Origin of the sequence: Paraflavitalea pollutisoli (genome assembly GCF_029360705.1) — a bacterium.
Lineage (GTDB): Bacteria > Bacteroidota > Bacteroidia > Chitinophagales > Chitinophagaceae > Paraflavitalea > Paraflavitalea pollutisoli.
The window spans coordinates 123,092-143,344 of sequence record NZ_JARKMX010000014.1 but is presented as its reverse complement, the minus strand read 5'-3'; the positions used below and the strand labels follow the sequence as shown (position 1 = coordinate 143,344).

At 53.0% G+C, this 20,253-nt stretch carries 11 protein-coding genes; 10 read left to right on the top strand and 1 reads right to left on the bottom strand.

What is annotated here, in order from left to right:
• Positions 1-22 precede the first annotated feature (22 nt).
• The 3 genes from P2W70_RS31155 to P2W70_RS31145 all read left to right on the top strand — a co-directional run bounded on the left by P2W70_RS31155 (position 23) and on the right by P2W70_RS31145 (position 2,454).
• Positions 23-520, top strand: coding sequence for an SRPBCC family protein (locus tag P2W70_RS31155; RefSeq protein ID WP_276485519.1), 498 nt, complete (start codon positions 23-25; stop codon positions 518-520).
• 206 nt (positions 521-726) lie between these two features.
• On the top strand, positions 727-1,452 hold the full coding sequence (locus P2W70_RS31150) for a hypothetical protein (RefSeq protein ID WP_276485518.1): 726 nt from the start codon (positions 727-729) through the stop codon (positions 1,450-1,452).
• A gap of 159 nt (positions 1,453-1,611) precedes the next feature.
• The gene (locus P2W70_RS31145; RefSeq protein WP_276485517.1) at positions 1,612-2,454 is read left to right on the top strand and encodes a glycoside hydrolase family 16 protein; all 843 of its coding nucleotides are present in this window, start codon (positions 1,612-1,614) and stop codon (positions 2,452-2,454) included.
• Here the strand turns inward: P2W70_RS31145 and P2W70_RS31140 are convergent, their stop codons facing one another.
• Entirely contained in the window at positions 2,455-3,141 is a 687-nt protein-coding gene (locus P2W70_RS31140; protein ID WP_276485516.1) for an XAC2610-related protein, read from the bottom strand.
• 260 nt (positions 3,142-3,401) lie between these two features.
• Here P2W70_RS31140 and P2W70_RS31135 point away from each other — a divergent pair, with 260 nt between their 5' ends.
• From P2W70_RS31135 to P2W70_RS31105, 7 genes are all read left to right on the top strand, one after another.
• Positions 3,402-6,230, top strand: coding sequence for an endo-acting ulvan lysase-like protein (locus P2W70_RS31135; protein ID WP_276485515.1), 2,829 nt, complete (start codon positions 3,402-3,404; stop codon positions 6,228-6,230).
• An 11-nt stretch (positions 6,231-6,241) separates the two neighbouring features.
• The gene (locus P2W70_RS31130; RefSeq protein WP_276485514.1) at positions 6,242-7,441 is read left to right on the top strand and encodes a glycoside hydrolase family 88 protein; all 1,200 of its coding nucleotides are present in this window, start codon (positions 6,242-6,244) and stop codon (positions 7,439-7,441) included.
• Positions 7,438-9,339, top strand: a complete 1,902-nt coding sequence (locus P2W70_RS31125; RefSeq protein ID WP_276485513.1) for a glycoside hydrolase family 97 protein — start codon at positions 7,438-7,440, stop codon at positions 9,337-9,339. The genes P2W70_RS31130 and P2W70_RS31125 overlap by 4 nt, the downstream gene beginning before the upstream one ends.
• Positions 9,340-9,366: 27 nt before the next feature.
• Entirely contained in the window at positions 9,367-10,593 is a 1,227-nt protein-coding gene (gene fucP, locus P2W70_RS31120) for an L-fucose:H+ symporter permease (RefSeq protein ID WP_276485512.1), read from the top strand.
• A 51-nt stretch (positions 10,594-10,644) separates the two neighbouring features.
• A complete protein-coding gene (locus P2W70_RS31115; protein WP_276485511.1) occupies positions 10,645-14,775 on the top strand; it encodes a hybrid sensor histidine kinase/response regulator transcription factor in 4,131 nt (1,376 codons plus the stop codon).
• Positions 14,776-15,147: 372 nt separating this feature from the next.
• Positions 15,148-18,348 carry a SusC/RagA family TonB-linked outer membrane protein gene (locus P2W70_RS31110; RefSeq protein ID WP_276485510.1) on the top strand — a complete coding sequence of 1,067 codons (3,201 nt, stop codon included), beginning with the start codon at positions 15,148-15,150 and terminating at the stop codon, positions 18,346-18,348.
• Between the two features lie 21 nt (positions 18,349-18,369).
• Positions 18,370-20,208: a RagB/SusD family nutrient uptake outer membrane protein gene (locus tag P2W70_RS31105; RefSeq protein WP_276485509.1), complete on the top strand. Its 1,839-nt coding sequence runs from the start codon at positions 18,370-18,372 to the stop codon at positions 20,206-20,208.
• Positions 20,209-20,253: the final 45 nt, after the last annotated feature.

Sequence of the window (20,253 nt, the reverse complement as noted above, 5' to 3'; positions counted from 1 at the left end):
TCCACTTAATAAACGACATCTTATGCAACAAGGAAATGATTTTACCACGTCGATCCAGGTGTTTCAATCGCCCCTGGAAGCTTTTAAAGCCATCAACAATGTTCGGGGCTGGTGGTCGCAAAACATCAAGGGTGATACGGATAAACTACAAGCAGAATGGTTTTACCGCTACAAGGACATGCATGTATGCAGGATGAAGGTGACCGAGCTGGTACCCGGGCAGCGTGTGGTATGGCAGGTCGTCGACAATTATTTCAACTTCACCGAGGATCAACACGAATGGCAGGGTGACCGCATCATTTTTGAGATCGGTTCCAGCAACGGCAAAACCGACATCCAATTTACCCACGAGGGTCTGTCGCCCGACAATGAGTGTTACGATGCCTGCTATGCTGGCTGGACGAAATACGTGCAGGGAAGTTTGCGTAAACTGATAGAAGAAGGCAAGGGAGAACCCAATCCTCCCGAGCCTGACGTTGTTGTTGCCGACATGATCGAACAATTCGATCTGAAGGGATAGTTTCCCCCAGCGTTTTTTCACCCTTTCTGGTGGCTCTTATCGACCCGGGAATTTTAATTTACCGGGTCGCTTTTATTTGGTAATTTCTACTACTCAAGCAGCTAGCACTTTTCTCCACACATCCATCTTTCCTGAAAGCCTCTCATAGTGCTGTTTCCCTGTGCAAACAAGGCATTCATTATTTACTCCTCATTCAAACCTTAATGATGAAACGAATAATTGTTTTGCCCCCCTTGCTGTTGATACTATTCCTGGTTTCCTGTCACAAAGACGATTGGCACAGTCACAAAGAGTACTGGCAATTGAACTTCGATGGTAATGGTGCCAGCTTTCAGTACAAGTACGACGCCAACCGTCTGCTCACCAACATCACTGCACAGCCATGGGGATTTGGCCCCAATTTCAGGATGACCAACGACGCTCAGCAACGGCCCAGGACGGCCAAAGATTCTGTTGATCCAGGATTTTATAAGTACCACTATCAGGGTGGCCGCGTGGTGTATATCGATTACCACCAGGATAGCGTCACTGTGGCAAGCCGCTTTCAGTTTTCCTATGACAACAAAGGCCGATTGGCCCGTAAAGAAGGTGATTTCCGATACTACAATTTTGCCACTTATGAATATGCCGGCAATTCGCCCAATTTCAAGCGCGCCAATTTTTACAACAACTTTTCTGCTAAAGGAGCTGGAGCCGCATCCTCCCTGCCTATTGTCTACATCGACTACACGTACGACAACGAACACAGTCCTTACAGCACGTTGATCAATACGACGTTAATACCCATGTCCAACAATGTGTATTTTAGTTATATCCTATTCGAGCCCGTGTTACCCAACAATCCAACGCGGGCGACCTTTTATGGCAATTGGTGGTGGACTCTGTATTCAGTTTTGCGCCCGATGGTACGCCCAGCCTGGGTACTGCACTAAATGGATTTTATAAATACGATAAGTTAAAAAGGTGAACTTTCTGCTGCTACGGGCCTGTAACCTGATAGAGCAGTGCGGTCACGACTGAAGGCTGTCGATAGTAAATCCTGCGTTCTTCCCAGGATTTGCTGTTTATGATCTTGTCGGTTATATTGCAGGATGCGAACCTTTCTTTTTTTTGCAGCTGCCAGTACCTTGTTGTTTTCAGGATGCGCTACGCGTCGCGCTTCGATCAACAATCTGCCCGGTTATAAATTGGTGTGGAGCGACGAATTCAATAAAGACGGCCGGCCCGACAGTACCAAATGGACCTACGAAAAAGGTTTTGTACGCAACCATGAGTTGCAATGGTACCAGCCGGACAATGCACGCTGCGAAAAAGGATTGCTGATCATTGAAGCAAAGCGGGAGCAAAGGCCGAACCCGAACTACGAAGCGAATAGCCAGGACTGGCGGAAGAACCGCGCCACGATCGACTATACCTCCTCCTGCCTCATCACACGTGGCCTGCACCAGTGGCAATACGGCCGCTTCGAAATGCGGGGACGTATCGATGTAAGTCCGGGTATGTGGCCTGCCTGGTGGGCGTTGGGTGTCAACAAACGCTGGCCTGCCAATGGCGAGATCGATATGATGGAATACTATCGCGGCATGCTACTGGCCAATTTTGTGCACCTCGGCGAAAATGGCAAACAAAAGTGGTACACGGTGACGAAGAAACTGGAGGAATTAGGCGACGCTTCCTGGGCCACGAAATTCCATACCTGGCGTATGGACTGGGATGCCGATTCGCTGGCGCTCTATGTAGACGATATCCTGCTCAATAAGGTGATGCAGGCTGACCTGACCAACCGCGATGGCAGTAACTTCAAGCCCTTCCAGCAACCTCAATACATGCTGCTCAACCTCGCCCTGGGTGGCGACAATGGCGGCACACCCAATGATGCCACGTTTCCCCATCGCTTTGAAGTGGATTATGTGCGGGTGTACCAGCAACAATAGTTACTGACCGATGGTTTCGTAGGCGATCTGTTGCCACTGCCGGTTGGCATTGCCCAATTGGTAGGTGTGAATGCCGAGGCAGCAAACGCCGGCGGGCACACGCGTCACCAATTGTTGCCGCAGGGGATCGATCTTTTCGGGAAAATAAGCTACAGAATCGGTGAGATAAGTGTCTGCCACGAATTTCCGGCCCGTCGTCTGCACGAAATAATGATAAAGCGCATTGCTGGTGAAGCCCACATCGCTGATGACGGCAATATCGTCGAGGTGGTCGAAGTTGAGGTCGGCCACGATGATATCACCCTGGTAACCGTTGTAGATCTCCCGGTCGGCCTGGTGACGTGTCGTGTAGGAACGGGCATTGTCGCACCCGGCAAACACATCATCATTATAAAAAATAGAACTGAGGGTAAGACTGTCCAGTACAGCATGGCTGGTTTTGTCGCGGATCAGCAACTGCACCAGGCAGGAGTCTTCCTGCTCGATCGAGTCGGTCAGGCGTACAAAGTTTACTGCTACGTCAAACTGTTCGGACAACCGGGTCTGGTCGCATTGAAGGGTACCGGCTAACGAAAACCCGGCTGGATAAATAATGCCGGCAGCAGGATCGATGGTTGCTTCGTTGCCGGGTTCGCCAGACAGGCAGCCGGCGATGAACACAGCCAGTATGGGGAGCAGGCGTTTCATGTAACCCGAATGTAGCGCCATTTTTTGATCGTTGATGGTGCAGCTTTGTTAAAGCTGTTTATAGCTATTAACGCAGTTTTTAATATAAAGGCAGCCCGTTTTGTAAAATTATTCAGTAACAGCTGTTTAGGGCAGGCGGGAAGACAGATTGGTCAATTCCTCCCCCTTTTTTGGTAAATAATACCCGCTGGTTTACCCCCCTGCCAGGCTACATTTGTCTACATACGGTAACTTCCGTGTATCATTAACGAAACATTGCCATGCTGCCCCGCTTGTCTATCCTTGCTGCCTTACTGATCATTGCTGCTTCCCTTTGCGCCCAACGCATTCCGGTGCCTGCGCAATATCCATCCGGCCATCCCCGGCAGGCTGTACAAACCACTGACCTCCCGGTAATCAAAAAGGCGGTATCGGAAGACCCGGCAGCCCGCAGCCTTTTCGAAAAAATGAAATCGACGATCGATCCGTATGTGAGCCGTCACCGTAACGACAGCAGCTGGATCGTGTCCCGGCTGCAAATGTACTGGACCACCAAAGCATCGACGGTATATATAAAAGGGGGTGTTTATGACCACGCCGACGGAACGGCCCCGGTTCCTACGGTACGCTTTCCAGGTGCCCGCGACAATGTGACGGTATATGCCGCGCCTGCCCTGAAAGACCTGCTGCCTTATTCAGACGACCCACGCGGCGTATGGCTCATCAACCGCTCCAAACCCGGAGAACCGCTCGAATGGGCTGAGATCGGCAAGACGGGCCGCACCATCGAATCGATCAACAACAACATCATGGCATTGGCCAGCCAGGCCGCCCAGGTATATTGGGTAACGGGTGATACAACCTATGGACGTTTTGCCTTCGACCTGTTCGATACCTATATGACAGGGCTGCATTACCGGTCTACGCCCAAAGACCTAAACCACGGTCACCATGAAACCATCGCAGGCCTCATCACGTTTGAAGTGATCCAGGAAACGCCGATGATCAACCACCTCACCGCCATCTATGATTTTCTATATGCCTACCTGCAACGACGCGCGCCCGGCAAAATGGCCCTCTATGCCGACGTATTCCGCAAATGGGCGCGTGTGCAGATCGCCAACGGGGTAGGGTTCAACAACTGGGACCTCATCGAAGCGCGTAATATCCTCAGCATCGCCAGTATCCTGGAAGATGATGATCAGTATCCCGACCAACAAGGCCGTCAATACTTCATCCATTTTGTGCTCAATGAAAATGCAGAACGGCAATGGAGTATCGCCCGGTTGGCGCAACAAGGGTATGACTCGCTAACCGGTTTATGGAATGAATGCCCGGGGTATTCGCTCAATGTGTTGGGTGATTTTACGGGCCTGGTCGCACGGTTCGATCAGCAGTATAAGCACGATCTGCTGGCCGGCCTACCGATCATAAAGAAGGCCGTTGTGGCAGCTGCAGAATATTTGTTTCCGCACGGCTATTTCACGGCCTGGGGCGATTCGTATTATGGCCGGATCTCGTCCAACCCGGCGAAGCAATTGCTGGCGCATGCTCAATTGCATGGGAAGCGGGGGCTGGCGGATAGTTTAACCCGGTATATTGGTTTCCTCGAATCGCTGCAGGGTAGCGGAGGGGCGACGGGTGAGCGACGGGAAGGATTGGCAGCCTTGTTGCCTGCTGCGCGGGAACATACACCTGCGGAAAAAGCCGGAAAGATCACCGACTATGTATCGCCCGTGTTCAGTTCGCCCCATGTCAGTTACCTCGCCTTGCGCAATGGGTTTGATAGTACGCACGGATTGATGGTGTCTTTATCAGGTTCCAAAGGCAATCATATGCATGCCGGTGGTATTGCGATGGAACTGTATGGCAAAGGGCTGGTGCTGGCGCCCGAAGCTGGTATTGGTACCAGTTACTGGCAGGCCGATTACCATGAATACTATGCACAGTTTCCCGCGCACAATACGGTGGCCGTGGATGGTATCTCGATGTACCCCGTCATGAAAAGCAACCATGGATTCTCCGTGAAGGCTAATTATCCCGCCTCCGGTGTGAAGGCGGGTTATTTCCCCGGCGTAAGTTTTGGCGATCTGTATTTCATAGAGCCGGAAACACAGTCGGACCAGCGGCGCCTGATCGCCGTGGTGCGTACCAGCGAAACGAGCGGTTATTATGTAGATGTATTCCGTTCGCGCCGCCGCGATGGGAAGGACAAGATGCACGATTATTTTTACCACAATATGGGTCAGCAGTTTGTATTGCAGGCTGCCAAAGGAGGTGCACTGAACCTGCAACCTACCGAGGAGCTTTCTTTCGGCGGTGGCCACCTGCCCGGTTATGATTATTTCTGGGACAAGCGCTCGGTGACAACGGGCGCAGATGTCCAGGCCGTGTGGGATCTTGCGTTACCGGGGCGACCGGCCATACAAATGAATATGTGGATGCAGGGAGCGCCTGGCCGTACTTTGTTTACCGTGAAAGCCCCGAAGTCGAAAGCGATCAGCCGGATGGGCTTGCCTGCCGAGATCGCCGAACTGCCGCTGCCTACGATCGTTGCACGTCAAAGCGGTGAGGCGTGGCGGAGGCCCTTCGTCGCGATATTTGAGCCTTCTACTGCGGAACAACCAAAGTCCATAGCTGCCATCGATGCCTTCTATCCCGCGCAGGCGCCGGCTGATTTCAGCGGACTGGTCGTACGCGGTAAGGCGGGTGATGTGCAAACCATCTTCGCCGATGCCAGTGGCGTGCAGGCCATTCGCTACAATGATAAGTCGTGCACCGGTACGCTGGGTATTATCAGCGAGCAGGCAGGGGCTGTACAATACTTGTTTCTGGGCCAGGGTAAGTCCATCGGCAGCGGTGGCTACCGGATAGAGGCCACAATCAACACGGTCGCTGCATTGGCCCGTCAACAGGGCAACTGGCATTTCACCGCTGCGCAACCTGTTGTGCTGAGTGTTCCGGTGGCGGTGCTCAAAGGCAATAAGCACCTGCGCCTGGGCAATGGAACTGCACGCTATACCGGACAGACCGCAACATTGAATGGACAAGCTGTGTTGCGCTTTGCGCTGCCGGCTGTGTCGTATACTACCCTTGAATGGTTACCTTGAAATACTTCCATATGATCACTGCTTCTTCAGGTCGTTCCTTACTGGTAGCGGGCACCACCTTGCTGGTGGCTGCCTGTGGTGCGCAAAAGACCAACCTTGCCAATAGTCATCTCGACTACTGTGTAGCGCAGGCTGCAAAAACAGCGGCCGCTATCCCGTCTTACGACAGCATTCCACGTACGATCGCTACCGGCAAAGACCGCTGGCGTTATGTCAACTATCGTGACTGGACCTCAGGTTTCTGGCCCGGCACTTTGTGGTACTTATACGAATACACGAAGGATACTGCGTGGAAAGCCAAAGCACAAGCCTTCACCAATACCTTGCGACCGATCGCTTTCAGCAAGGCGGGTGATCACGATATTGGTTTTCAGCTCTACTGCAGTTATGGCAACGGCTATCGGTTAACGGGTGATACGGCTTATAAAAGTGTCATGCTGGCGGCCGCCGATACCTTAGCGACCTTGTTCAACCCCGTCGCCGGTACCATCCTCAGCTGGCCGCATGAGGTGCAGCACCTCGGCGGGCACAATACGATCATCGACAACATGATGAACCTGGAGCTACTGTTCTGGGCGGCGAAAAACGGGGGCGGTCAACGCCTGTATGATATGGCGGTGCAACATGCCAACACCACCATGAAAAACCATTTCCGGCCGGATTTCACTTCTTATCACGTGGTGGTATATGATACCATCACGGGAAAAGTGATCCGTCAGCAAACACACCAGGGTTATGCCGACAGTACCATGTGGGCGCGGGGACAGGCCTGGGGCATCTATGGCTATACGCTGATGTACCGCGAAACAAAGGATACTACTTACCGGCGTTTTGCACAATCGGTGGCCGATGTGTGGTTGCAACGCCTGCCGCAAGATGGCATTCCCTACTGGGATTTCCAGGCGCCCGATATACCTCGTGCTCCCAAAGACGCCTCTGCGGCCGCCATCACGGCATCGGCGCTGCTGGAACTAAGTACGATGGCAACCGATGCTGCGAAAGCAACTTACTACCGGCAGCAGGCCGAGGCATTACTCACCGCCTTGTCTTCCAACCAATACCAGGCACGTCACCAGTCGCCGGCTTTCCTGTTGCATGCTACCGGTCATAAACCCAATGGCAGCGAGATCGATGCTTCGATCAACTATGCCGATTACTATTACATTGAAGCCCTGACGCGCTTGCGTCAATTACAGGAGGGTAAACGATGAGATCATTGTTGTTCGTACTCTGTTGTTGCACGGTATTACCGGTCTGCGCCCAGTCGGTCGTCGCTGGTTCGGAAGTGACCCTGCAATCGCCCGATAAAAAGCTGACCTTACAGTGCTACCAGAAACAATTGGCTCCCAGCAACAAGAGGTTGTATTACCAGCTGCGTTTCAAAGACCAGCTGGTGATCGGTGAATCGGCATTGGATATTCAACTTGACAACCATTTGTCCGAACAGGCCATGGCCCTGAAGGTGGATAGCCACGCCCGCTGGTGCGAAAACCTGGTGGTAAAGCAGATCCGTACCAGTACACACGATAGTGACTGGACGCCGCCTTATGGAGAGCGGTCTGTGATCCGTGACCGGTACCATGCGGCTTCGATAGAACTGGTCAAGGATGACAACCCGATCTACCCGATGACCATCGAAGTACGTGTCTACAATGAAGGGGCTGCGATCCGTTACTTTTTTCCCGAGAATGTGAAGGGTACCTATTACCGCGTGATGCAGGAGCATACCGAGTTTGTATTGCCCGCCAACACGAAAGCCTGGTATACAGGGTGGGCACAAGGAGCCTATCAATTGTTGCCGCTTGCCCAATGGCCCGATGAAAGTGAAAGGCCCTTGACGCTGCAACTGTCCAATGGACTATATGCCTGTCTGGCCGAAGCACGTATGGTGGATTATGCCCGTACCAAATTCAAAGCAGGCGCCAAACCCAATACCATCGTAACGAGTATGTATACGCCAGCCGACCTCATTTCGCCTTTTGCGACGCCCTGGCGGGTGATCATGGTGGCGGAGCAACCCGGTCAGTTGATCGAAAACAACGACCTTTTGCTCAACCTGAATGAGCCTTCGCGCATACCCGATATGAGCTGGATCAAACCCGGTAAGATCATGCGGGTGATGACGCAAACCACGCGCGATGCGAAAGAGAACATCGACTTTGCCGCCCGGCATGGATTGCAGTACATCTTGTTCGACTGGAAATGGTATGGCCCCTCTTTTACCTTCGACTCCGACGCGACCAAAGTGGCCATCCCCGATTTTGACCTGCCGGGTATTATTGCCTACGGCCAAGAAAAGGGTATTGGTGTGTGGCTATATGCGAACCTGCAGGGGTTGTACGCCCAGTCGGATTCACTGTTTGCCGTGTATAATCGTTGGGGTGTAAAAGGGGTGAAGTTTGGGTTTGTGCAGGTTGGCTCTCACCGGTGGACAACCTGGCTGGAGGAGATGTTTAAAAAGGCGGCCCATAATCAACTCATGGTGAATGTACACGATGACTGGCGGCCGACCGGCGAGCAGCGCACCTGGCCCAACCTGGTAACGGCGGAAGGTATCCGGGGCAACGAAGAAATGCCGGATGCAACCCATAACACGATTCTGCCCTTTACACGCTATATTGCAGGTGCAGCCGATTACACCATCTGTTATTACGATCCGCGCATCAGGACGACACACGCGCACCAGCTGGCCCTGGCGGCGGTCTATTACAGTCCGTTGCAAACATTGTATTGGTACGACAAGCCGGCAATGAGTCAGCACGAGCCTGAACTGTCGTTCTGGGATCATATTCCCACCTCCTGGGATGAAACCAGGGTGTTGCAGGGCAGGCCAGGCGAATATGTCAGTATCGCGCGGAGGAAAGGAGAGGAGTGGTTTGTCGGCACGATCACCAGTAAGGAGGCGCGGAAGCTGCAGGTGTCCTTTGACTTTTTGCCCAAAGGGCAGTCATTCAAAGCCACGGTGTACAGTGACGACCCGGCAGTGAAGACCAACACGCAGGTGCGGGTGGAGGAGAAAGTGGTAACAGCCGCCACGGTGTGGGAAGTGCCTCTACGTGCTTCCGGCGGACAGGCGATCCGGCTGCAACCCATTGCTGTCAATCCTTAATAACGATCAATACAACCATTGCTGCATATGAATCAACACAACCAACCCGCGTTCACCGAAAAGCGTTTCATCATCATCTTCATCTTCGTGACCTCGCTGTTCCTGCTGTGGGGTGTGGCGCATTCCATGAGTGATGTACTCAATAAGCATTTTCAAAATGTGCTGAAGCTGTCGAAGTCACAATCGGGCCTTATCCAATTCTCGGTGTTTGGCGCCTATTTCATCATGAGTATCCCCGCAGGCTTGTTCATGAAACGGTTTGGCTATAAGATGGGCGTGTTACTGGGCCTGTCGTTGTTTGCACTGGGCACCTTCCTGTTTGTGCCCGCTGCCAACGCTTTTTCTTTTACCTTCTTTCGCGTAGCGCTGTTTATCCTGGGTTGCGGAATGGCCACCCTTGAAACGGTCGCTCACCCCTTTGTGGTATCGCTGGGTGACCAGCGTACCAGCGACCGGCGGATCAATTTCTCGCAATCCTTCAATGCCGTGGGTACGATGATCGGCCCCTGGTTAGGTACCTTCTTCCTGCTACGGTCGACCGGTGAAAGTGCCGGTGACCTGGAGTCGGTAAAGTCCCTGTACGTGGGTCTGGGCATCTTTCTGTTGCTGGTGGCTGTGTCTTTTGCGTTGGTGAAGGTGCCGGCTTTGAAAGATCCCCACGCTGCCACGAATGCCGATGCGGCCAATGTCGATACGGCGCCCGGCAAGAAATTGTTTCAGCACCCCCATTTTGTATGGGCAGCGATTGCACAGTTCTTCAACGTGGCAGCGCAGGCGGGTACCTGGAGTTATTTCATCAACTACGGCAATGAGGTAATGGGCTTCTCGGAGGAGAAGGCCGGCAATTATATGGTCTTGTTCATGGGCATGATGGCGGCGGGCCGTTTTGTGGGCACCTACCTGATGAAGTTCATTGCACCCAATAAACTGCTGGCAGCTTTTGCGATGGGCAGTGTAGTAGCTTGTGTGGTCGTGGCACAACGCTGGGGCTGGACGTCCTTCGTGGCCCTGCTGATGATCAATTTCTTTTTCAGCATCATGTTCCCGACGATCTTCAGCCTGGGTCTCAAGAACCTGGGAAAACATACGCAACCAGCCTCGTCCTTTATCTCGATGGGTGTAGTCGGTGGCGCTTTCTTTCCGTATATCATGGGCCTCATCGCCAATCATGATGTGGCCAGTGCCTATTACCTGCCCATTGTTTGTTATGCCGTTATTTTCCTGTTTGGAGCCCGTCTATATCGCGTTAAATAACCTAATTTTCCATGCATTGATACGTTGATCGTGCGAGAAACTGTTCCCCATATGAAACTGTTGCGGCGCCATGGCTGGCTGATCGGCCTGTTGCTGCTGTTGTGGCGCCCGGTTACGGTGCAGGCTACACCACTTCCGCCGTTGACGGCATTGGGCATCGAACAGGGACTTTCCAACAACACGGTGCGCTGCATCTTCCGTGATCATCGCGGACTGGTATGGCTGGGCACCTTCGATGGTCTCAACCGCTACGATGGGTACGACTTTAAAGTGTACCGCCACCGCACAGGCGACAGCAATTCTCTCGTGCACAATATCATCGCCAGCATTACGGAAGACAGCCTGCACAATTTATGGATCGGTACCCGCCAGGGTATCAGCAAACTCAATACGCTGTCGGGCCGCTTTACCACCATCCGCTGGCAGCGATCACCCGATCAGCCAGTACAAGCGTTGAACGCCGTCGTAAAAGATATCCGTGCCGATCGGCCCGGAAATGTTTTTGTCGCCTCAGAGGGTACCGGCCTGTTGCTCATCCCCAAAGGGGCCACCACTGCTACCGCTGTTCCCCTGGTAACCAACACGGGTACGATTACCCAGTATGCGGTTCGTGCCATCCGCGTCGATGAAGCCGGTAATGCCTGGGCACTCGTACACAAATACGGCATTGCCTTATACAACGCCCGTACGCAACAACTGCAACTCGTCAGCAGTACGATGACAGAAGCCACGGCCATGGAACTGCGTGGCGATCACCTATGGATCAGCAGTGGGTCGTCGATTTATTTATACCGGCCTTCTTCCGGTATCACCACGGTGGTGGCTGACGGTAGTTCGGCGCCCCCCACCAATGGTGCGATCAACACATTTGCCATCGATGCGGCCAATTGTTTCTGGATCGGCACCACCACCGGTAAGTTGTTTACCTGGCAACCCGGCAGAACGGGTTTTGAAGTACCGGCCAATGGTAAATACGCCGAGGAAATGACGGGCGGCACCATTTATGCCGTGTTCATCGATCAGCAATCGCGCAAATGGCTGGGCACTGCCCGCGCCGGTGTCAACATCATCGATCCGCAGAAGGGGCATTTCCTGACCGTGTCGCATGAGCCGGGCATAGCGAATAGCCTGGTAGACAATGCGGTTTCCGCACTCTATGAGGCGCCCGGCGGTAAACTCTACATCGGAACGGATGGCGGTGGCCTCAATAGCTGGGACCGGCACACCAACACCTTCCAGCATTATCGCAACGAGCCGGGCAATCCTGCCTCTTTATCGCACAATGCGGTGGTGGCGATCAAGCAAGATCATACGGGCGCCACCTGGATCACCACCTTCGGTGTAGGCGTGAACCGCTTCGAGGCTGCCACCGGCCGCTTTACCGCCTACCCATTATTGAACAGCGTTTCCGATCGATACAATAAGGTAGCGTATTCGCTGCTGGAAGACCGCAACCAATCGTTGTGGGTTTCCACCCTCCGGCAGGGCAGTGAGTATGGGGCACTCTACCGGTATAACCGCGCAGCAGATCGTTTCGATGTATTCGATGCCTCCCTGTCGGACCTGTTTGCGTTGTATGAAGACCGGCTGGGCAACCTCTGGGGTGGCAACCTGACGCAGCTGGTTAAGATCGACCGGGTCAACAAGCAACATGTCTTTTACAATATTGGTTATGCGGTAAAATGTATCTATGAAGACAGCCGTGGCGATCTGTGGATCGGTACGGAAGGCGGCGGCCTGCAACGGTTTGACCGCAATAAGAAGGCAGTTACCGCTATCTATACCACAGGAGAAGGGTTGTGCAGTGATGTGGTATTGACCATTCTGGAAGATGAAAAAGCCCAGCTGTGGCTGAGTACCTTCAATGGCCTGTCGCGCTTCAATGCCGCGCAGAAGACCTTTAAGAACTACTACCAGGCGGATGGCTTGCAAAGCAATCAATTTCATTACAACAGTGCGCTCATGTTGTCGTCGGGCGAACTGGTGTTTGGGGGCATCAAAGGTTTCAGCCTGTTCAAGCCGGATGAGATCACCGGTAGTCATGTGATGCCTCCCTTGCTATTGACCGACCTCTACATCAACAACCAACCGATAGAAAAAGCGCCGCAATTCATCACCGCTGCGGAAGGTACGCAGGTTCAAACGATCCGGGTGCCTTATGACGAAGCCATCTTCAGTTTTCATTTTACGGCTGTAGAGTACACCGTGCCGGGAAAGATCAACTATGCTTATTTCATGGAAGGGTGGGATCGTGGCTGGAACTACACGGGCAACCTGCGCTCGGCCACCTATACCCACCTCGATGAAGGCACGTATACTTTCCGTGTGAAGAGTACGAATGGCGATGGCGACTGGAACCCGCGTGAGCTGGCCATCCAGGTCATCGTGCTGCCTCCCTGGTACCGTAGTTGGTGGGCCTATAGCCTGTACGTGCTTGCTGCTGCCGGCGCTATCTACCTGTTCCTGTATTACAAGACCCGGCAAAACAGGTTGCACTACGATGTGAAGGTGGCGCAGCTGGCCGCCCGCGAATCACAGCTGACGGCACAGCAGGAGAAAGCCGTGCACGAAAAGCGATTGGCCTTCTTCACCAATGTATCGCACGAGTTCCGTACACCACTTACGCTCATCATCGACCCCGTCAAAGAAATGATGGCGGCCGAAACTGCCGGCGCGCAGCAGGAAGGCCTACACATGGTGTACCGCAATGCGCGCCGCCTGCTCAGCCTCGTCGATCAATTGTTGTTATTCCGCAAAGCAGAAACCCATAGCGACTCCCTCCACCTGACGGAGCTGGATGCTACTGAATTGTGCAAAGAAGTATTCTTCAGTTTCGACCAACAAGCCCGCATCAAGAAGATAAATTACCGCTTTGAAGCAGGGGAGGCACCCGTTATGCTAAGTGCCGACCGGGATAAACTCGAGATCATCTTATTCAACCTCTTGTCGAACGCGATGAAGTTTACCCCCGCGGGTGGCCGCATCAGTCTACAGTTGGTGGAGGCGGCAGATGAACTTTCCATTCGTGTAAGCGATACCGGACCTGGTATACCACCGGAGGTCGGCGACAAACTGTTCAATAGTTTTTACCAGGTGCGGGAGGGGCAGTCGGCCGGTAAAACCGGTTTTGGCATCGGGCTGTACCTCGCCCGGCATTTTACCGTATTACACCACGGGTCGTTGCAGTATACGAGCGAAGCGGGCAAAGGCACCTGTTTTACGCTGTCGCTGTTGAAAGGACAGGCGCATTTTGCGGGGATGGAGATCGTTCGCGACCAACCGGCTGCTCCGGCCTTCCTCGAAGAGTTACGTCCTGCAGCATTGGAAGAAACACCCAAAGAAAAAAGCCAGGAGATGGTTACCCTCGTGTCGGAAAAACCGACTATCCTGGTGGTGGACGATGACGAAGAGTTGCGGAAATACATATCGCAGGCTTTCAGTAAAGACTTTTCGATCCTGGAGGCCGCCAATGGGAGGATCGGTGTGGACCTTGCCCAACAATACCTGCCAGACCTCATCATCAGCGATATCACCATGGAGGAACTGGGCGGACTGGAACTGTGCCGGCAGGTGAAGGACAATACCTCGCTCTCGCATATCCCCGTCATCCTGCTCACGGCGAGTACGGCTTCGGAAACCCGCCTCAAAGGCATCGAGGCCGGCGCCGATGATTATATCACCAAACCTTTTGAAAAGGAATTGCTGAAGGCCCGGGTGGTCAGCCTGCTGAAAAAGCGGAATACCCTGCAGCAATATTTCTATAATGAGATCACCCTGCAGCAGAACGACCAGAAAGTGTCGGTAGAGTACCGGGAGTTCCTGGAGCGCTGTATCAAGGTGGTGGAAGACCACCTCGACGACGAGACCTTTTCGATCAAAACCCTCTCGACCGAGATGGGCATGAGCCGCTCGAGCCTGTACCGGAAGGTGAATTCTGTGTCGGGCCAATCGATCGTTGGGTTTATCCGGTTCATTCGTTTGCGGAAGGCCGCCGGGCTCATGATCAATACGGAAAACAATATCAACGAGATCGCCTCCATCACCGGATTCAACGATATCAAGTATTTCCGCACGCATTTCCAGCAGCTCTTCGGTATGAACCCTTCCGAGTATATCAAGCGGTTTCGAAAGCCTTTCCACAACAATCTCCAGCTCAACAAACATGTCATCAAACCCGATTAGGGGATTTTTCGGTGCTTGATGGGCAAATGAACAATTCCACCCCCTTTTTTGGACCTTTTTACCCGCCTCCTTTTTTACGCCCGCTATTAGTTTTGATGATCAGTATCAGCTCCTTGCAACAGTGGCTGGTCGATTATCAACCCTAATACGATTGCTATGCTATGCTACGACGTAACCGCTTGTGCCACGGCCCCCTTCCGGCACTCCCCCGATTTTTCCCCCCTATTGGCGTGTGGGCGAATACCGTCAACCAACCAGAGAGGTCCGGTACAGGGCGGGTTTGTAAGCTATCTACGGAATATCCCTCCTGGTGATCAGATACGGGCATACTAGTCAATTACTAACTCTCCAAACTTCAATAATTATTGCTTTATGAGAAATGTAACACGATTGCACCGCCAACAAGGCCGATCGCTCTGGCTGTTGTGCTGTTTTTTACTCCTGCACCAGTTTGCTGCGCTGGCACAAACGCGGAGCGTTACAGGTACTGTTGTCGATGCTGCTACCGGTCAACCCGTGACCGGCGCAACGGTAACCGTAAAAGGATCATCGGTGGCTGCTGCCACCACGACCGACGGTCAATTCTCCATTCAACTGCCGGTCAACGGCCGGCTGCTGATCTCGGGCGTTGGCTTTATAGAACAGGAGGTGCTGCCCGATGGCAACGCCGCGCTGGTGGTAAAACTGGAAAAGCTGCAGAACAACCTTGATGAAGTAGTAGTGGTCGGTTATGGCGCCAAAAAGAAGGCGACGCTGACCGGCTCTATCGTGCGGGTAGGGGAAGAGGTATTCAAGGACCGGCCGGTGGCCAATGCGGTCAATGCGCTGCAGGGATCGATGCCCGGTCTGCAGATCACACGTACTTCCGCGCGTCCGGGCAACGAGGGACTGAGCATCACCATGCGGGGTGCCTCTTCCGTCAGTAATGTCGATCCATTGATCATTGTAGACGGTGTGCCGCTGATCGGCACCTGGGAATTCAACCTGATCAATCCCAATGATATTGAAAGTGTGACGGCCCTGAAAGATGCGTCTGCTGCCATTTATGGCGCCCGTGCGCAGGGCGGTGTGTTGCTGGTGACCACCAAACGTGGCCGCGGCAACCGCACGCAGATCAGTGTCACTTCCAACTTCAACCTCAATACCATTGGCATCAAAGTACCTTGGGCCACCATGTCGGAGTGGGCGTCGCTGTATTTGCAAACGGCTACTTCTGACCGGCGTGATCTGCAGGGCAACCCGGTGGAATGGTTTCCGCAGTGGACCAAGGAAAACCTGATCAAGATGGCGGCCGATTCTTCTTTCGACTGGACCGACCCATCGGGTGTGGTGCGCCATTTTGAAAACAACAACTGGCTCGATGCGTTGTATGGCCCTTCCTGGTCCAATCAACAGAATGTGTCGCTGCGCGGTGCTACCGGTAAGTCCTCTTATATGCTGTCACTGGGTTATTCCGATAACAAGTCGCTGTTGAAGACGGCTTACGACGGCGAAAAAAAGTATACCGCCCGCTTTAATTATGATTACAATATCTCCGAGCGGGTGCGATTGGAGACCGGTGTGTCCTTTGATAACAGGCTGGTACAAAGTCCGCGTAATGGCATCGGCAATGGGTTCTTTGATGCGCCTATTTTCGCCACCTACAACAAATTGGGTCAATACTATGATGATTACGGTTACCGCAATCCCGTGGCCGCTACTACTTCCGGCGGTACCACGAAAAACCGGGAAGGTATCGTGCGGCTGAATGGTAAACTGATCGCTGAACTGATCCGTGGCCTGAAGTTGACAGGTACAGCCGCCATTGTAAAACGTGATGGCTGGAACAGTGCTTATAACCAAACCTATATGCTGTACAACTGGCTGGGCACAAAGGTCAACTCTACACAGTTTGCGCCTCCTAATAACCCGGCTATTACCGAATCGATGGGTAATACCCTGTACCAGACCTATGGTGCACAGTTGGACTACATCAAGACCATAGCGGATGATCATGATATTGCGGTGATGGTCGGCAATTCCGCTGAATTGTATGAAACAAGATCAGCGAGCGCTACCCGCAACCAGTTGCAATACGAAGGATTGTTTGACCTCAATACCGCCATTTCGCCTGCGACAGCCTCTTACGCCGGTCTCAATGGTGGCGGTTCCTCCCATTGGGGATTGATCTCTTATTTTGCCCGCGTCAACTATGGATACAAGGATAAATACCTCGTCGAGTTCCTCGGTCGTCGCGATGGATCGTCACGTTTCAATGCCGATAACCGTTGGTCTAATTTCTACGGCGTATCGGGCGGCTGGCGTATAGCGCAGGAGTCGTTCCTGGAACGGGTAAAATGGTTGGATGAACTGAAACTGAAAGGTAGCTATGGAGAGACGGGTGGACAGGCAGGGATTGGCAATTACGATTACCTCGCGCTGATCGGCGCCGGTACCGCGTTGTTTGGTGCTACACCGGCCATGCAGCCTACCGGTTACCTGAATGGCATTACCTCGAATGTACGTACCTGGGAGCGCATGGTGAACAAGAACCTGGCCCTGGAGTTTGGTGTGCTGAACAACCGGTTGACCGGTACCGTAGAGTTGTTTGAGAAAAAGAACGTCGGCATGCTTGTGCGGCTGGTGTACCCCAGCGTATTGGGTGGTGCGGCGCCTACCACCAACAGCGGTACCCTGCGTACCCGTGGCTGGGAGCTGACGCTGAACTGGAAGGATAAAGTGGGCAACGTGCAGTATAATGTCGGGTTCAATATAGCCAATGCAAAGAACACGATCATCTCTTATGCAGGAGCGAATACCTGGGGCGAAGGCAAGTGGACCAATCCACGTGAAGGATACCCGCTCAACAGCATTTATGTATACCAAAGCGAAGGGTATTTCAAAACGCAGGAAGAAGCCAATGATTACTTCAAGAAATATGGTGCTTCCGGCAGGGTGGCGACCTATAATGGTTCAGCTGCCGGTGGTTCCAATACCCTGCGTCCCGGTGACCTGAAACTGGTTGACCTGGATGGCGATGGATTGATCACGCCCACCGGCACCGGGCTGAAGGGTAGCGGTGACCTGTACTTCTACGGCGATGCCGATCCGCACTACAATTTTGGGGTGAACCTGGGTGCACAATGGAAGGGTTTCGACTTCAGCGCTTTCATACAGGGCGTATTGAAATGGAATATCCTGCGTGGTGGTAACGGTCGCGCTCCTTTCTTCCGCAATTACCTCAACGTGAATACGACGTATGTTGGTAAAACCTGGACGCCGACCAATCCTGATGCGCAGTATCCCCGCCTTTCGTTTGACAGTAATATCAACAACTGGAACTGGCAGTTCAACGATGTGAATGTGCAGAACCTGCGTTATGCCAGGCTCAAGGCGCTCGTGATCGGTTATTCATTGCCTGCCGGTATGGCCAGCAAGATCAGTGCGCAGCATATCCGCTTCTTCTTCTCCGGCAATGATCTCTTCGAGATCACGTCTGTACGCGATGGATTTGATCCGGAAAGAGGGGAGAGCTCGGATAGTAGTTATCCGTTCTTCAGAACCTGGTCTTTTGGTCTAAACCTTACTTTCTAATTCTTCAACCTGTATTACCATATGCAAAAGGTGAAAAAACTATTGGGTGCATTGGGTATCGGCAGTATGCTGTGCCTCACCGCCTGTGAGAAAACCTTCCTCGACCTCGATCCGCTGGATGCAGCTACGGAGGCGATCTATTTCAACAATCCCGATCAGTTCAAAGCGGCCGCCAATGATTTTTACAACAAGATGATCGGCTTCAGGCCGGTGAGTGGCAGCAATATCTATAACTGGATGGATTGGGGCAGCGACCTGCTGAATGCCGGGTACGGCTGGCCCGCTACGCTGAACGGTTCCGATCTTTACTGGAACAATCCGTATAGCTATATCCGCGGTAACAATATCCTGATCGGTAAAGGACGTGCCTACGCAGGCGATTACAATGGAATTAAGCAGTATGTGGCCGCCGCGCATTTCTTCCGTGCCTGGCATCATTTCTTCCTGTTGAAACGTTTTGGTGGGGTTCCCATCGACACCGTAGTGGCCGATGTGAACAGTGCATTGTTGCAGGCGCCCCGCAACAGCCGGTATGAAGTGACCCAGCAGGTATTGAGTGACCTCGATGTCGCCATCGCGGGTCTGCCACTGGAAGGAAATATTGCCGCATCGGATAAAGGACAGGTGAGCCAGCAGGCAGCGAAAGCCTTCAAAGCGCGGGTATTGTTGTACGAAGGCACTTATGAAAAATATGTGGGCAAGAACACCGATGGTGATGGTACTTCGTTCGGGGCCGGTAGCAAGGGCTATGATGCGACCAATGTGACGAAATACCTGACAGAAGCGGCCGAACTGGCTGCGCAGGTGATGGCGTACAACGACTACGCGTTGTTCAGTAGCGTGGACTCACTCAGCTATCGTTACCTGTTTATCCTGGAAGATGCACAATCCAATCCCAAGGGAGTTACCAAGACGGCCAACAAAGAGTATATCTTATCCAGTAAATATGATTTCACCTTGTTGCAGGGCAATGCCAACCTTACGCATACCGGTGGTGGCGGTGTATCCCGCAAGCTGATGGACATGTTCCTGTGCAGGGATGGTTTACCGTTCTCCGTATCGCCATTAGCGAAGGGCTATGCGAAGATGACCGACGAGTTTGACAACCGGGAGTCGCGTATGACCTGTATCACCGGCAAACCCCGGCAGAAGTATTGGGGTTTCAGTGCGGCCTTCGGCGCCAACTATACGCTGGCCAACTACCTCACCGTTTTCAACTGGCCATCTTATATCAACTTCAGCTTTCCCGACCTGACGACCGGTGGCAGTGGTTACGGCAGCCGTAAATGGAGCAGCGAACATATCGCCCGTAATGATTACCAGGAGTCGTACGATTATCCGCAGATACGCCTGGCGGAAGTATACCTTATCTACGCCGAAGCTAAATGCGAACTGAACAATGGTTCCATCTCTGATGCCGACCTCAATTTGTCGATCAATAAGATCAGGACGCGGGCCGGTGCAGCGGCCCTTACCAATGCGCTGATCGCGCCGTATGCCAGTCTGACTATGCTGGGCGAGATCCGCCGCGAGCGCACGCTGGAATTGCTGAGCGAGAATACCCGCTTTACGGACCTGATGCGGTGGGGAATTGCGGAGCAGGAGTTGAACGAGGTGCCGAAGGGGATGATCGTGCAATACAACGGGCAGCCCACGGAGATTGCCACGTTTACGAATCCTTATACCAATAAACCTGCCTATAAACCGGAATCGTATCCCTATGGCGTGGACGCGGCTACCGGTGCTTTGAAGCTCGGTTTACCGCCGGCGGTACCGATGACGAAGAAGAATTATCTGACTTCTATACCCACCGATCAGATCAACCTCAACAGGAAACTGTTGCAGAATCCCGGTTACTAGGAAGGCAACAAGGCATCGAGGCATTGAGGGGAGGTAGGCTACCAG

What these genes read in the sequence shown, in the direction of transcription:
- P2W70_RS31155 (WP_276485519.1), top strand. Translation starts at nt 23, where the DNA reads ATGCAACAAGGAAATGATTTTACCACGTCGATCCAGGTGTTTCAATCG.
- P2W70_RS31150 (WP_276485518.1), top strand. Translation starts at nt 727, where the DNA reads ATGAAACGAATAATTGTTTTGCCCCCCTTGCTGTTGATACTATTCCTG.
- P2W70_RS31145 (WP_276485517.1), top strand. Translation starts at nt 1,612, where the DNA reads ATGCGAACCTTTCTTTTTTTTGCAGCTGCCAGTACCTTGTTGTTTTCA.
- P2W70_RS31140 (WP_276485516.1), bottom strand. Translation starts at nt 3,141, where the DNA reads ATGAAACGCCTGCTCCCCATACTGGCTGTGTTCATCGCCGGCTGCCTG.
- P2W70_RS31135 (WP_276485515.1), top strand. Translation starts at nt 3,402, where the DNA reads ATGCTGCCCCGCTTGTCTATCCTTGCTGCCTTACTGATCATTGCTGCT.
- P2W70_RS31130 (WP_276485514.1), top strand. Translation starts at nt 6,242, where the DNA reads ATGATCACTGCTTCTTCAGGTCGTTCCTTACTGGTAGCGGGCACCACC.
- P2W70_RS31125 (WP_276485513.1), top strand. Translation starts at nt 7,438, where the DNA reads ATGAGATCATTGTTGTTCGTACTCTGTTGTTGCACGGTATTACCGGTC.
- fucP (WP_276485512.1), top strand. Translation starts at nt 9,367, where the DNA reads ATGAATCAACACAACCAACCCGCGTTCACCGAAAAGCGTTTCATCATC.
- P2W70_RS31115 (WP_276485511.1), top strand. Translation starts at nt 10,645, where the DNA reads ATGAAACTGTTGCGGCGCCATGGCTGGCTGATCGGCCTGTTGCTGCTG.
- P2W70_RS31110 (WP_276485510.1), top strand. Translation starts at nt 15,148, where the DNA reads ATGAGAAATGTAACACGATTGCACCGCCAACAAGGCCGATCGCTCTGG.
- P2W70_RS31105 (WP_276485509.1), top strand. Translation starts at nt 18,370, where the DNA reads ATGCAAAAGGTGAAAAAACTATTGGGTGCATTGGGTATCGGCAGTATG.